Origin of the sequence: Bacillus sp. FJAT-29937 (genome assembly GCF_001509555.1) — a bacterium.
Taxonomy (GTDB): domain Bacteria; phylum Bacillota; class Bacilli; order Bacillales; family Cytobacillaceae; genus Cytobacillus.
The window spans coordinates 104,912-118,546 of sequence record NZ_LMAS01000007.1 but is presented as its reverse complement, the minus strand read 5'-3'; the positions used below and the strand labels follow the sequence as shown (position 1 = coordinate 118,546).

Sequence of the window (13,635 nt, the reverse complement as noted above, 5' to 3'; positions counted from 1 at the left end):
AAAACTACTTTAAAAGTAATTTTTTATCGTATATAAATATAAAAATTGTTTTCATCATCACTCTTATTTGTGTATACACCTAACGATGCCCAAAAAGCTCTAATAGTTTTACAAAGGTCAGATAGTTCGTTAACATCATTCCAATCTGGATAAATTTTGAATAAAGAGACAAGATTATTATAAAAATCTTCCCAAATATCTTCCATACAAGAATTTTCAAATGTATTAATCAATAATTTTTGGAATAAATTTATGTTTTCATGTTCAGTAGCATTACTTATTAATCCATCTAACATTCCAAATAAATTTGCTACTATTTTAAGCAATAAAGATGTCTCTTCCTGTAGTACTCTAAAAATATAATTATGGTCTTCTTCGCCCTTAATTTGCTTTTCTATTTCACTCTTGACGTTTTGCAACAAAGACTTTACGTGATCAACCTTGTAAGGAATATCTTCAAAAGTAAGTGTATGCCACGAAAGTCTTTCTGCTATAAATTCCGACCAAACGATATCAGCATGAATCGTTAAAATATGATCTAATCTATTTCTATTAATTGCTTGTCTACCTTCCAATGTATAAATTCTTTTCTTAAGATACTTATCATGAATGTGAACCAGCTCATGATGTAGAATATGAAAACTTCGAGCTGCAATATTTTTATCTTCTTGAAAAAGGTTAAAAATTACCCAGTCAGTTATAAATATTTCTTGTGCAAATTGATCGTTTTCATCTATAAAATCCATAACTTTTGCGATTGCGTCTCCATTTTCTCCTTGTGTCACACCTTTTTCTTTTTTACTATAATGTTCTTGAAACTTTAAAACTGATTTAAGTAAATTTTCCGTAATATTGATTTGATTAAGAGAATTTAAGTTTAGATTTAGCTTCAAAATCTCGTTATTCAATTCGTCTGCTATTTTTTGATGTGACTCTTCATTAAAAAGCTTCGATTGGAAATTAATTTTAATCACAAAATAACCCCTTCAAAATAAAATAAACTTTTGTTGAGTCTTAAATCATGCTATATTAACTCTTGAAGTGTTTTTCAATGACTTACAACTATAACAACATAGACTTAAACCAAATCTACACTTATAAAGAGTTACCTGATAAACAATCTGGACCCTTAATCCTTTATCCGTTAAAGAAACATCGTTAATCTTTTCCCACTTGGGCTAGTAGTTAGGATAACTTTCCTTCAAATTCCATTTCTAACACCGTTTTAGCAATCTGCTCTTTACTCAACTTAGTGTGTGCTGAAATTTGATTTACAGATTTACCTTTACCCTTCTCAAGTAAATAATTTCTTATAGTTAGCTGAATTTTGTTCAAGTATTTTCTTATTCAAACTAAAATCTAGCTATCTATCCTCTAAAGATAATCACATCATTAACTGCCTTAAACACAGAAGTTAAATCTTCAATTTCTTCATTAGTTAAATACTCTTTTTCACCAGAAGTTAATTCAATTATTACAGCTTCTTTCCTTTTTCTGAATAACATGATTACCACCAGTAATAAACCGAAGAAGGAAACTAACCATCCTATTGAAGAATCATTATATGTGAACGCTGATACAAGTCCGATTAGAGCTATTATCATACCAATCCAAGGTTTCTTTAATTCTTCTCGATCAAGTTCTACTGAGCAAACTGAGCTCATTGCAATTGTCTTATTTTCGAGGACTAACCTTGTGCTGCTAATTTTAATATCATCGTTATCCAAAAAAAAATGTTCCTGCATATTTGCTATCCTCCTGCTATTTTTCTTAAGCAGTAATTTGCTATATTAACATTAACAGCTAATATAGGATTATTTTACCACATGTAGGGAATGTAATATAAATTAATTTTTTATTATGATTATAGGAAGGATCCTATGTCAGAAAACAACTTTTCTCATTGAATACTTGGTAATATTTCACTATACTAGATACAAATGTTAGTAGGAAGGTGTGTCTAGATGAAAAAGTTTGCTTCAATTATTCTTTCTTTAGGCTTATTATTCAGCATTTCTTATGCAACAGCTGTTAAAGCAGCAGTTAAATCATACAAAAATTGTACGGAGTTAAATAAGGATTATAAAGGTGGAGTAGCTGAAACTAAGGACACAAAGAATAAAGGAGGTAAAACTAAGCATAAGCCATATGTTTCAAAGGAATTGTATGATGCTAACAAGAAACTGGATCGAGATAAAGATAAAATTGCATGTGAAAAGTAACATTATTAGCCAACAAACAGAACATTTTCAGAATATATCCGTTTGTTGGTTTTTTTATTTAAATAATTTCCTTAATAGCTTACTTGTTGATTTTCCTACAATTCGTATAACTATCCTCTTACCACCTTCCCCTTATTAACTGCATTTACATCCCCTATGGAATAGAGGTGATTGTATGTTTAGTTTTCAAACATTTAAAGATAAGCGATATTGGATTCTTCTGTTCCCATTCATAATTATCTTGGTTGGTTTTTCTGTCTTTGCGTCTAATTATTTTATAGAGAAACCTTTAATGGTCCCCATATTTTTACTCTTAAATGCAATTTTGTTTTGGGGTATTTATCATTTGTGGAAATATGTTGGAGATAAAAAAACACAGAGATAGTTGATGCCTTTAGTTTGTTTAGCAAACAGGCATTGTTGGGCCATATTGTGGAAAAACTGACTGGTCTAATAATTGAATTCACATGATAAAATTAACAAAGATATTAATATAGCTTAATTATAAGGTGGAGGGCCAAATGGGATACTGTGTAGTTGACGGTCATTTTGTTTATATTCCAAAAGACATTTGGGATAAGTATGAAGAAATTGAATTAAGCAAATTAGGTGTATTTGAAAAAGCAAATTATAATATTAATAACTGGGGAGATCATACAAGGGATAAAATAATGGCTGCAATAGTAAAAAAATATGAAGGTGTATATCAAGTAAATTCGGAATTTTTTCTAGACCATTTTGTTAATTTTTGTTTTTCGGGAAAAAAAGCAGGTGAAAATGCTAAACCGTTATTGGATTGTTTTTGTAACTTATATAGTTTTTCTTCAGTATCGGAAGTATATGGTACACGCCCACCTATATCGGAAAATCCATTGGCAGATGATTTGGATCGGAAACAAACACCTTATTTACGATTTAATCAATACATACGTACTAACAGTGGAAATTTATTGAAAAGAATTTTTGCAAAAAAAGAATACAGAACGATTACAACAGTCATTAATACAGAAGAAGTTAAAAGGATAGAAGGTAATCTTTCCCACTTCGAAATATTTACAGAAACAAATTGTTTTTTGTTCTCAAAAAAACAATGTGCCGTCTTGCCATCGATAGAAAAAATATCTTAAATTACGGAATAAGATTTACTAATGCTAACGAGGAAATTCTAAGTAAAAATTTGGATTTTACCTAAAGTTATCTTTCTTTTCTGCTATATTAATAGTAATTAATACGGAAGGATGATAATTATGTTAAATGAATTGAAAAACATGGATGAAGGCTTAAAGGCTTTTCTTTGTGAAATGATATTTAAGGAACGAATTAACAGTCAAGGTGAGATAATTGAATTGGCTGCCCAAGATGGATATGAAGAAACCAAGGTAAACAAGGCTTTAGAAATTTTTTTATACAATAATCTTATAGATAAGGTCCAGGGTATAATGCCTTTTCCTATGAAAGGAGATTTTCTCATTACCGACTCACGGTACCGTGAGCTTAAGGAAAAAGGGTATTTGTAAAAGTTCATTATCCTACTTACGGGGCATGATTCTGCAATAAGAATTGTGCTCTTTCTTTATGTTAAGGGCCAGATTTTTAAATATAATATATATATATTGCCAATTATAGGAAAATGATAAACTACCTAATATAAGGATTACCAGATAGAAATAAAACCAAATTGAAAGGAAAAAATACGTTGAAACCCATAAATTTATTATCATTACTAAATGCAAATAGAAAATTAACACCTGAAGTCTTTAATTCATATATTACCTATTTTGACATCAAGATTAAAAAGAGTGAATTAGAGGATTTAAGATCACTAGTGAAAGAGCTTCTAGATAACATAAAAGAGGTTAATATTCTAGAAAGATTTTATGTAGGTTACACAATAAACCAGATAGGAAAGGAATTTGATCTCTTAAGATTTGGAAATAATAATATTATTAATATTGAACTAAAAAAAGAGGATACTGGAGATAGAATCAAGGAGCAGCTCATTAAAAATAAATATTACCTTGGATTCTTAGATAAAAAGGTACTGAATTTCACGTATGTTGCTGAGGAGAAGAAGTTATTTTACCTAGATGAAAGTGAAAAGCTGACTGAGGTTGAAATTTCTTTTTTAATATCTGAACTTTGGGAACAAAAGTTAATTGAAATTGAAGATATACATAAGCATTTCGACCCTTCGAATTACTTAGTTTCACCCTTTAATTCAACAGAAAAATTTATTGATAATAAGTATTTTTTAACTGACCATCAAGAGAACATAAAAAAAAGTATTTTAAAGTTAAATAGGGAAACTGAACCATGCTTTATCTCGATTGAAGGGAACGCAGGCACTGGAAAAACACTACTAATTTATGATATTGCGAAGGAATATCGCAATAGGTCAGAAAGGGTTCTCATTTTTCACTGTGGTGCTTTAAATAATGGCCACATAAAACTAAAAAATAATTATTCTTGGAAAATTACACAAAGCCAGTATCATAAAAATTATAATTTTAATGATTATGACCTTATAATTTTAGATGAAACTCAACGAATAGGTATGGATGAAATAGATGAAATATTATTAAAGGCTAAGGAAACTAATGCAATGTACATTTTCTCGCATGATTTTCAGCAATGTCTTGCTAGTTGGGAAATCAAGAGAAATATACCTCAATATATTAAGGAGCAAGTTTCTCCTAAACATTTCAAATTAACAGAGAAAATTAGAACTAACCAAGAAATAGCATCATTTATAAAAAATTTGTTTAATTTACGCAGTCGAAATCCAAATCAAGAGTATCCTAATATTGATGTCTCATACTTTACAACTTCTCGTGGTGTAATAAAAGAAATGGAAATACTAAAAAGTCAGGGGTGGAAAATAATAAATTTCACACCTACTAGATATTCTAGTAACCCATATGATGAATTTCACATTGGTGGAGATGAAAGTTCACATCAAATTATTGGTCAGGAGTTTGATAAGGTAGTTGCTGTTTTAGATAAACATTTTTTCTATGGACAAGACAGTAAGCTATCTACTCAGGGATGGAAATCTGAGCCTTATTACCATCCAACAAAAATGCTTTTTCAGATGGTAACTAGAGCAAGAAAAAAACTTCATCTAATTATTTTTAATAATGAAGCTATTCTAAAGGAATGTCTTAATATTTTGAATTCTAGCAAGAGGTAAAGTTCTTCCATAACCGGGCGCTTTTCTGAAATAAGGAAGGCGTCTTTCTTCATGAAAAGGGCCATATTCAGGAATAACATCTTTAAAAAATTCGATACCTATGAGTAAGTATCCGTTAAGTGAGTGAGAATTGGGATTTCAACGAACGGTTCATCCGAGAAGCAGCCATAAATCCGCTTATACGGGAGGGCTTATTTGAATCACAATAGAAAAGGCGCCTTTTTTAGGCGCCTTAAGGAAACTGGCGGAAGGCTAAATTTTTTGCTTAAGAACAGTCTATGTCAATTACTTAATAATGTTTAGGGTATAGCCTATAATAATAAGGGAACAAGGTGAAGTTGTTTTATTCATGGATAGTGAAGTCACACCTTGCTCAAGAATATTATTATTCTCATTAGTACTTATTGATTATACTAATTTAGCACTTTTCTCTAACAAGACAGTTTTTTCCTTTATAGTCAAGTTTCAGGACCCATACATTTAAGGGAATGGATATGTTAAAGTGTAGAAAAGTTTGTAAGGTTTCTACTTAGAAATAGGCACTTTAGTTGGGGTTCTTTGGGCCTTGCAAACAATTTCAAAAAAGGCTATTCTAAATATGAATTATTTTTGTTCGGTGTAAAGGATAGTATTAGTAAAACTTTTCGTCTTGATGATCACTGAGAACAAGGATAGTAATACATTGTGTGTGCTAACACAATAGGAGGCAACAAACATGGAAAAAGGTAAAGTAAAATGGTTTAATGGCGAAAAAGGCTTCGGTTTCATCGAACGTGAGGGTGGAGAAGACGTATTCGTTCATTTCTCAGCTATCCAAGGCGAAGGGTACAAAACATTAGAAGAAGGTCAAGAAGTGACTTTTGATGTTGAGCAAGGTCAGCGTGGAGCACAAGCAGCGAACGTTCATAAGGCTTAATTATAATGCCAAACATGAACAGACTCTTTTTTAGAGTCTGTTTTTTATTTTTCTTAAAAATACACAAAACCCCACTCACGAATGAGTAGGGAACATGAAAACAGTAAATCAAATGGTGAACACATTGTACCATATAATTTGTAAGGTTCCTAATTACGTCCTAAATTGAAAGTATCTGCTAAATATAGAACCTAACGAAAAAGTGCTAAATGTAAAGATTTCCACTTAAATTAAAGGGTGCAAGAGTTACAGAAAGTGATCGCTGCGGCGGTCTTTTTTCTTATTGTACTAACGGGGCAGGTTAGTTTAACTTGAGTAAATCATATATCGCAGGGAAATGTATAAAGGAAACACTTTAATATTAAGGGTGAAATTGATGAATTGGTTAAGAATAATATCTGCTATAATTTCGATAGGTATATTTTTATATTTAACTTTCCAGTCATATAGGTTTCATAAGGAACTTAAAATGGAAACCAATAATGATGATAGGGGTTTATCAAGGAAGTTTGTACGTAAATGGGAAAGAGAACTTTCAAAGAAAACCACTATTTTGATTATTATAGGTACTATTTTCGGTATATTGTTATATATTGCGGATTTGTTTTAATAAATCCTTTATTCAAGTAACGGGTGCTATTCTTCAAGAAGGAGAATGGCTTTTTCTGATGGAAGTAAAGGATCAGGTTAGTTCAATAAGAAATCACAAAAGTAATAAGCATTTACTTTAAAATAAGATTAAACGGAGGTTGAGATGCGAAAAGTTTATCTAGATAGAACAGAATTAACTGGAGCCATAAATGTAAATTTAAAAGATACTGAGGTTATATCAACAGGTACAACAATTTATCCTATGAGTGTTTATCATAAAAATGAGGAGTATCAAAAATATGCTAACGATTATGATATTCAATTTATCTTTGACGATGATATTCCACATTTAGAATTTTATACGGTTCCATATGTAGATATTATGGCAAAAGATAGTAAAGGTGGATTTATCGGAACTGTTGGTCAACAATGTGATTTGAAAAGTGACGCACCAATTTGTTATATCAATAGGCATTTAGAGTGCTTGATAATTTCTGAAAACGGAGAAGATTTTCTGAGTAATATAGGATCATGGCAAGAAAACTTGAAACCCTATGATAAAATTACCGTTTATCGTTCGAAAGCAGCAGCAGAAATGGAACTAGAATTTATCGATTTGTCTGTCTGATAGCCCTCCATCATTATAAATTCATATTGAACTAACGGGGGCTTTAGTTTAACAAGATAAGTAAAAAGTCGATTCCTTAAACGACACAGGAAATCGACTTTTTTATGGAATGAACTTCTTAGATTTTCCTGACGCTACCCCTTATTAACTTATGAATTTATCGTTTCTTTTCTTTTCAGCAACCAAACTTTATATATAATCGCCAAATACATCAGAGGTCCATTCATGAATAGCATGTCGTTCTTTTTCAAATATTTTTTCTAGGTAAATCATGGTTGTTTCGATCTTTTCATGTCCGAGGCTTCTCATGATTTTATAAATATCAACTCCACTAATGTGGGAGATTATAGCGAAAGCATGTCTAAAGGTGTGAGGTCCAACTGGCGAAGTACGATGAAAAAGAAATGACAATTGTGATTCTGTTATCTTCTTAGTTAGAAACTGTGATAGATACGAAGGTGAATAAGCTTTTCCGGAATTAGTCGTAAACAAAGTACTCTTTTTGTCAGCCGCTGCCAGCTCTGGCAACCCTCTAGCATATCGAAACATCCGTATGCTATTCATGCTTTTTTCTTTCAATGGAATTTGTCTACGTTTATTTCCTTTCCCTAATACATTAAGGTAATAGTGGTTATTAATAGAATCATATTGAAGGTCTTCCACGTTTAGCCTACAAAATTCTTCATTTCTTAGGCCAGTGGTTGTCAAAACATGAATAATCGTAAAAACGATAGGATGATTAATATTTCGAAAATGATCCAGTAATTGTATTACTTCCATCGGCCCAAGATCTCTATTAGGGCGATCATCTTTTCTAACAGTGGCAATCTTTAATCCTTTATAAATAGGTTCTGATATATATTTGACTTCATATAAGAAGCTTAGAAAATTTTTTATGATTGTAGTTTTTCTTGCTAAAGTGGCGGGAGAGTAGGAGCCGTTCTTTTGAACATAAGGACTCTTATCCGCTAGCCACTCCTGGTATCTTCTTATATGTCTCGGTGCCAGCGATTTAAATAAAGAACCTTCTATTATATTGTCTATATCTAGGTTAATTTCTGCCGAAAACTTAATCAGCTGCTCGACAAATTGTGTAAGCTCCCGCTTATATTCTTTTATAGTCCTCTCCGATTTATCATGCTGTTGATCAATATGCTCTTTTCTGTAAAGGAACCACTTTATTATGTCCAAATCTGAAAAGTCCGCGAAAGGCTCATTTTGAAATTTCTCCGCTAAATCAATCCGCTCCTGGAGCACAGGAATACTTAATCTATCAGAGATTGCCTTTTTCCAATCAATTATCCCTAAATCAATATTGCTATTTACAATCTCCTGCATACTTAAACACCATCCGTTTCAAAAAATATAATCATCTATCTTTTGATAACAAATTATTAATTATATTTTATAAACTCTTATATTTACAGTATATCAAATTATTTTTTTATTCATAATCTGACTAACATAAAAAAATGTTCCCTTTGTTTATGTTAGATTAATAATAAATAATTTTATATTATTTTTTTATTTATATACAATGTTACAGAAGATTTTATCTATTATATGATAAAATTAAATTATATATAAAGTTATTTATTATTATGAATATAAATATTGGTGGTGATTCTTTGTTATCTAATGATGAACAACTATCGTTATTTAATGATAATGAAAAAAAGGTGGTTAATCGGAATTCCGAGCCTGATGATATTCTTCCTTATGAAATTGGAGATAAGATACGAATTCATTTATCAATTACTGAAGAAGAAGATCCGGAGAGTTATCATTACCTAAAAGAGTGGGAGGGGAAGCAAGGAATTATAAAAGAGATTATTAAAAAACCTCGGTTACAATATAAAACCTTGTTTAAAGAGAGGGAAGTATTTTTGTACCATCATGAAATTACCATCTAAAACAAAATCTAGTGTTAGATTTGATAATTAGTAAGTTTATACAACGAGTATGATGGACATTAGCGAATGCCAATAATCTAAAAAGCAATAGGGAGTTTATAAAAAAATGGAATGGTATACACAAAAAGAAGCGGCTGAACTTTTAGGGGTTACAAAGGCTACCGTCTATCATTATGCCAAACAAGGAAAAATAAAGAAAATCCCTGATCCGCACCGTATATATAAGGAAGTAAGGTATGAGAAAAAGGAGATTGATGAATTAGTTTCTATGAGAGTGCAGCAACCTACGGGTATGCGCCCATCAGAAGTGGCCAAGCTCTTGGGGCTTTCTGTTCAAAGCATCCTAAAATATATTCAAAATGGAACCATTAGGGCAGAGGAAGTACCCTTTGGAGACGAAAGGATCTCATATATCATCACCGATGAGGCTTTTGAGGAAGCTAAAAAAATACTACAACCTGGGGTATTTGATCGAATTAGAAAAGGGGAATACTTTAATTCAGTATATGACGTAGCTCTATTTCAGCATTTTCACTCTCCTCTTGTTCAGACAGCACGAGTTACGAAAAATGAATCGTTGGATTGGGGATTTTCCCTACCGTTAAGCCAAAAGTGGATTCCATATGAAGAAGGAATCCAAGAGTATAAGTTAAAACCGGTGTATCAAATTCATCAGAACTCAATACCAGCACAGGGATATGTTTATCTTCAAATACCGTATACAGCTGATATATTATATCCTTTTATTGATTATTTATATCAAGTTTGGGGCGTTGAGAATATTGGGATTAGGGAGCACCAATCATCTATATTAATCACTCTTAAAACGGGAGAAATGGAATTTGTTAACGTTCCATTTACCGTTAATGACTTGCAGCCATTTATTAAAGAAGGCACACTAGAAATTTCGGAGAATTTGTTAATTGTCAGAAGCGCGTATAAAAAAACCAATTTGGAATTACCGATTAAAATGCTAGATACTATTAAGCAATTAGCAGATAATGAAAAAATTACTATGAGTCAATGGGTTGAGCGGGAGTTGAGTAAGATCATTGATTAAATTAGCAACTTATAATAAAAGAGGATAAGGGATATGTTTATGTTCAACCTTTATAAGTGCAAAGAGAGTATCAATGTTTATCTAATAACGGCTAAGAAAAATGCAAGTTTAGAATTGTTTATAATATAAAGTCTTGCTTGTAATTTCATGACTGGAATGGATATAATAGTTATATATTTTTAGTAAATTTCTTATACCATCTCAAGCGAGAAGGTAATCCTTTTTTTCAATACGCCCTATGTAGGTGATTAATGCTTTTTTTAGGCATTTTCCCTACATAGGGCTTTTTTATTTTAAAGGAGGTGATTTGGAATGATTTTTAATCCTTTCTTTACTGACCCTCAATTCAATCCTTCTAAGCATATAAGGCCTATTCGAAAGAATAAAAAACCTTGGGAATTGCTTGAGCAAGTAAAAATCTATGAAATTGAGATAGAAGGTGAAGGAAAGGGAATCTTTGAGGTTCGCGGCTTTTGGCATGACGATAGAGTAGGTATTAATTATGTTATTCTATGGCCAGAAGGAGCAACAAGAGCTGAAGATTATGTTAATACTGAAATTGTCTCGGTTCGAGAAATTTCAAAAAATACCGCTGGGTAGAGAAATGTTACTTATCTCTATTTAGCGGTTTTTTTATTTGTTAAAGGAGGGAGATAAGATGAGAAAACAGAAAAAGAAAGCATTATTCAATAATCACATGCAGAGTGATTGGGATAAGGAAATGCAAGCCATTCGTCATGCTGTTTTAAGTGGAGAAAATATTTTAACTACACATATTCTTGAACAGATGGAAATAAGAAAAATATCCGTTCAAGAGGTAGCGGCAGCTTTACTAAACGGCAAAGTAGTCGAGGGCTACGACATCGGAAATTATCCCGGGTATCGCAATCCCGATCTAAAAAGAACAGTCGCTTTTGAAAATTCCAATGGGATTCTGGTAGTAGGCGTGAATTTATATTATAACGGTTCTACACCAATGATAAGGAGTCTGGCCACGGTATTTAGGGAAGATAAAATGAAAAACCGGTTCTTAGCATAATTTTTTGAGGAGTTTAATAACACTTTTTAAGGAGTAACACTATTTATGTTATACTTCCCCTAAAATGATAGGGGAGCGGGAAAAGATGAAATGCCATAGGTGCGGAGGAAACTATCACATGATTACTGTGACTAAGGAAAAACTCACATCAAGAGGGAAATTAGTGATTCATAATGTACCAGCTGAGCGGTGCGATTGTGAAACAAAAATCGCTTTTAGACCGTTCCTGATGATTGAGGATTATTCAAAAAAGATGTCAGAGGACATAATGTATATGGAGTTCGAACAGCTCAGTCAATTGTATGAGCATGTCCCTACCGAAAATCTAATATAAGAATTAAGTTAAGGTTTGCCTTTAGTGGTAAACCTTTTATGTTTTTAAACTATAAATACTATTTTAGTAAAAACAGAGAGGAGAATGATTAATGAAAAAAATATTTACTAATACCTTCTATGAAAGGACTTACTTAGTTCTGGGTATAGGGTTAACATTATTATTGTTTGTAGTTGGCTATTATTACTATAACATTTACCAGGACGAACTAAAGGTCTTTAATGAAATAATCGCGGAGGAACTGCAACAAGAAAAAATAGATGTAGAGGAAGCCTTGGAGAAAAGATGGGCAAATAGTTTGAAAATATTCGTTCATTTAACTGCTACCTTTATGGCCTATTTTTCCATTGTTTTATCGTTATTTTCATTTACCCTAATGTATTCTCAAAGAAAACAAGATGAGAAGGTAAGGTTAATCAAAGAGCAAGAAGAAGCGGAAAGGTATAAAAAAATTGAAGAAAAGTTGGATATGTTGCTGAAAGAGCAATCATCTAAACAGTCAAAAATTTATATCCATGAAAACTCAGAAGAGTTAGCAAAGGAATTAAATGCTACAATTAAGGTTTGGGAGATAATCAATAAAAAAGATAAAAAATAATATTTAGAAGGACATCCGTTATCGAAATAACGGATGTCTTTTTTTGTTGGAGGAACGTAGGTTGAAAGAATCCTATATTATTGAAACAAAAGATGATGTAGTGGAAAGATTAATACTGCTAAATAGAGAAGTAGGAGGTATCGGTCTCCACTGAAAACATCAAGTTTGCTATATTTGGTGGAGCAGTTGACTATATTTACATTATTTTATAAGGATGGTACATTTTACATAATTGGAACAATAGATGACATTTTAATCGAATTCGGTGGTAGCTTATCAATTGAGTGAGAGCGAGACACAGTTCATGATTCTTCTGAATTCGCAAGGTAAACAATTTCCACTAGATGGAGTGTTGAATAGTGACGAAAAAACTAATATTTTTAAGTATTATTTTCATTAGTATATTTGAATATCTATTGATCTTCCTTGTGAATGATAAATATGGAGAAATAATGTGGATTGGTAAAATATCAGTTTACTTAATCATTATAATAATCTTTAATATAATCCTTTTCTTAAGGCCGGTATCAAGATTTAAGAGCCTGTTTGTTCAGACAATATCGTTAATAGTCTTACTACTAATACCAATACCGATATTTTTATTTAAGCCCGAGTATACAGTAGGGGAAGCTTTAAATTCTTTAGAAGATAGACAGCAAGATTCGTTAGTATATACACATTTTCAAAAATATAAGAATGAGAAGGTCTATGTGTTTTATTCTAAGCGTACAGAAGAAAGTTATTTTTTTAATCCTTATAATGGTGATTTTGGGAATCTTAATAGGAATAGTTATTGAGTATAGACTGCTCAAAGGGGGGGTTAACACGCAATTCCTCTGGGCTTTTGTATTTTACACGGTGTATCGCCGTTGAATATTTACATGTGGGAGGGTGGAAAGTGTTTTCTTATGATGAAGAAATAATAGACGAAACCATCAATGTCATTAAGTTGCTACTTAAGCAAGTGCCTGTAGAGGAAATTGCAAAAAAATTAAAACTACCTGTAGAGGAAGTTACAAAAATTAGAGATAAGTTTAATCAGTAATAATAATTAGAGGCTCGATTTTTAATAATCGGGCTTTATATTTTCTTTTTCGACTAAAAATCCCTAGGTATTAATATAGAAATAGGTAATTTGAAGGAA

Annotated in this window: 16 protein-coding genes; 13 read left to right on the top strand and 3 right to left on the bottom strand. The window is 31.6% G+C overall.

Features of this window, described 5'->3' with window-relative positions:
* Window positions 1-23 precede the first annotated feature (23 nt).
* Together AR328_RS16235 and AR328_RS16230 are read right to left on the bottom strand one after the other, a co-directional pair.
* A complete protein-coding gene (locus AR328_RS16235; RefSeq protein WP_066297880.1) occupies window positions 24-974 on the bottom strand; it encodes a hypothetical protein in 951 nt (316 codons plus the stop codon).
* A 393-nt stretch (window positions 975-1,367) separates the two neighbouring features.
* Complete coding sequence (locus AR328_RS16230) at window positions 1,368-1,745, bottom strand: DUF6232 family protein (protein WP_066297872.1); 378 nt, start codon at window positions 1,743-1,745, stop codon at window positions 1,368-1,370.
* Between the two features lie 219 nt (window positions 1,746-1,964).
* On the opposite strand from AR328_RS16230, the gene AR328_RS16225 reads away from it, so the two are divergent.
* The 6 genes from AR328_RS16225 (at window position 1,965) to AR328_RS16190 (ending at window position 7,547) form a co-directional block, all read left to right on the top strand.
* Complete coding sequence (locus AR328_RS16225; RefSeq protein ID WP_066297869.1) at window positions 1,965-2,222, top strand: excalibur calcium-binding domain-containing protein; 258 nt, start codon at window positions 1,965-1,967, stop codon at window positions 2,220-2,222.
* Window positions 2,223-2,743: 521 nt separating this feature from the next.
* On the top strand, window positions 2,744-3,349 hold the full coding sequence (locus AR328_RS16215; protein WP_066297859.1) for a hypothetical protein: 606 nt from the start codon (window positions 2,744-2,746) through the stop codon (window positions 3,347-3,349).
* 120 nt (window positions 3,350-3,469) lie between these two features.
* The gene (locus AR328_RS16210; RefSeq protein WP_066297857.1) at window positions 3,470-3,739 is read left to right on the top strand and encodes a hypothetical protein; all 270 of its coding nucleotides are present in this window, start codon (window positions 3,470-3,472) and stop codon (window positions 3,737-3,739) included.
* Window positions 3,740-3,918: 179 nt separating this feature from the next.
* Entirely contained in the window at window positions 3,919-5,412 is a 1,494-nt protein-coding gene (locus tag AR328_RS16205) for an ATP-binding protein (RefSeq protein ID WP_066297855.1), read from the top strand.
* A 715-nt stretch (window positions 5,413-6,127) separates the two neighbouring features.
* On the top strand, window positions 6,128-6,328 hold the full coding sequence (locus AR328_RS16200) for a cold-shock protein (RefSeq protein WP_057775982.1): 201 nt from the start codon (window positions 6,128-6,130) through the stop codon (window positions 6,326-6,328).
* A gap of 754 nt (window positions 6,329-7,082) precedes the next feature.
* Window positions 7,083-7,547 (top strand): hypothetical protein, encoded by a 465-nt coding sequence (locus AR328_RS16190; protein ID WP_066297844.1) that lies wholly within the window; start codon window positions 7,083-7,085, stop codon window positions 7,545-7,547.
* 189 nt (window positions 7,548-7,736) lie between these two features.
* On the opposite strand, the gene AR328_RS16185 is transcribed toward AR328_RS16190, so the two are convergent.
* A complete protein-coding gene (locus AR328_RS16185) occupies window positions 7,737-8,885 on the bottom strand; it encodes a tyrosine-type recombinase/integrase (protein ID WP_066297843.1) in 1,149 nt (382 codons plus the stop codon).
* A 290-nt stretch (window positions 8,886-9,175) separates the two neighbouring features.
* Between AR328_RS16185 and AR328_RS16180 the strand changes: the two genes are divergently transcribed.
* From AR328_RS16180 to AR328_RS22625, 7 genes are all read left to right on the top strand, one after another.
* Window positions 9,176-9,460, top strand: coding sequence for a hypothetical protein (locus tag AR328_RS16180; protein ID WP_066297842.1), 285 nt, complete (start codon window positions 9,176-9,178; stop codon window positions 9,458-9,460).
* A 106-nt stretch (window positions 9,461-9,566) separates the two neighbouring features.
* Entirely contained in the window at window positions 9,567-10,520 is a 954-nt protein-coding gene (locus tag AR328_RS16175) for a helix-turn-helix domain-containing protein (RefSeq protein ID WP_066297840.1), read from the top strand.
* A 312-nt stretch (window positions 10,521-10,832) separates the two neighbouring features.
* On the top strand, window positions 10,833-11,120 hold the full coding sequence (locus AR328_RS16170; RefSeq protein ID WP_066297837.1) for a hypothetical protein: 288 nt from the start codon (window positions 10,833-10,835) through the stop codon (window positions 11,118-11,120).
* A gap of 58 nt (window positions 11,121-11,178) precedes the next feature.
* On the top strand, window positions 11,179-11,559 hold the full coding sequence (locus AR328_RS16165) for a DUF4258 domain-containing protein (RefSeq protein ID WP_066297836.1): 381 nt from the start codon (window positions 11,179-11,181) through the stop codon (window positions 11,557-11,559).
* Window positions 11,560-11,677: 118 nt separating this feature from the next.
* The gene (locus AR328_RS16160; RefSeq protein WP_066297833.1) at window positions 11,678-11,893 is read left to right on the top strand and encodes a hypothetical protein; all 216 of its coding nucleotides are present in this window, start codon (window positions 11,678-11,680) and stop codon (window positions 11,891-11,893) included.
* Window positions 11,894-11,984: 91 nt separating this feature from the next.
* Window positions 11,985-12,491: a hypothetical protein gene (locus tag AR328_RS16155; RefSeq protein WP_066297830.1), complete on the top strand. Its 507-nt coding sequence runs from the start codon at window positions 11,985-11,987 to the stop codon at window positions 12,489-12,491.
* Between the two features lie 898 nt (window positions 12,492-13,389).
* Window positions 13,390-13,536, top strand: coding sequence for a helix-turn-helix domain-containing protein (locus tag AR328_RS22625; protein WP_156422715.1), 147 nt, complete (start codon window positions 13,390-13,392; stop codon window positions 13,534-13,536).
* Window positions 13,537-13,635: the final 99 nt, after the last annotated feature.

Excerpts from the sequence above, each read along its gene's own strand:
- AR328_RS16230 (WP_066297872.1), bottom strand. The coding sequence starts at position 1,745 with ATGCAGGAACATTTTTTTTTGGATAACGATGATATTAAAATTAGCAGC.
- AR328_RS16225 (WP_066297869.1), top strand. The coding sequence starts at position 1,965 with ATGAAAAAGTTTGCTTCAATTATTCTTTCTTTAGGCTTATTATTCAGC.
- AR328_RS16215 (WP_066297859.1), top strand. The coding sequence starts at position 2,744 with ATGGGATACTGTGTAGTTGACGGTCATTTTGTTTATATTCCAAAAGAC.
- AR328_RS16210 (WP_066297857.1), top strand. The coding sequence starts at position 3,470 with ATGTTAAATGAATTGAAAAACATGGATGAAGGCTTAAAGGCTTTTCTT.
- AR328_RS16200 (WP_057775982.1), top strand. The coding sequence starts at position 6,128 with ATGGAAAAAGGTAAAGTAAAATGGTTTAATGGCGAAAAAGGCTTCGGT.
- AR328_RS16190 (WP_066297844.1), top strand. The coding sequence starts at position 7,083 with ATGCGAAAAGTTTATCTAGATAGAACAGAATTAACTGGAGCCATAAAT.
- AR328_RS16185 (WP_066297843.1), bottom strand. The coding sequence starts at position 8,885 with ATGCAGGAGATTGTAAATAGCAATATTGATTTAGGGATAATTGATTGG.
- AR328_RS16175 (WP_066297840.1), top strand. The coding sequence starts at position 9,567 with ATGGAATGGTATACACAAAAAGAAGCGGCTGAACTTTTAGGGGTTACA.
- AR328_RS16170 (WP_066297837.1), top strand. The coding sequence starts at position 10,833 with ATGATTTTTAATCCTTTCTTTACTGACCCTCAATTCAATCCTTCTAAG.
- AR328_RS16165 (WP_066297836.1), top strand. The coding sequence starts at position 11,179 with ATGAGAAAACAGAAAAAGAAAGCATTATTCAATAATCACATGCAGAGT.
- AR328_RS16160 (WP_066297833.1), top strand. The coding sequence starts at position 11,678 with ATGATTACTGTGACTAAGGAAAAACTCACATCAAGAGGGAAATTAGTG.
- AR328_RS16155 (WP_066297830.1), top strand. The coding sequence starts at position 11,985 with ATGAAAAAAATATTTACTAATACCTTCTATGAAAGGACTTACTTAGTT.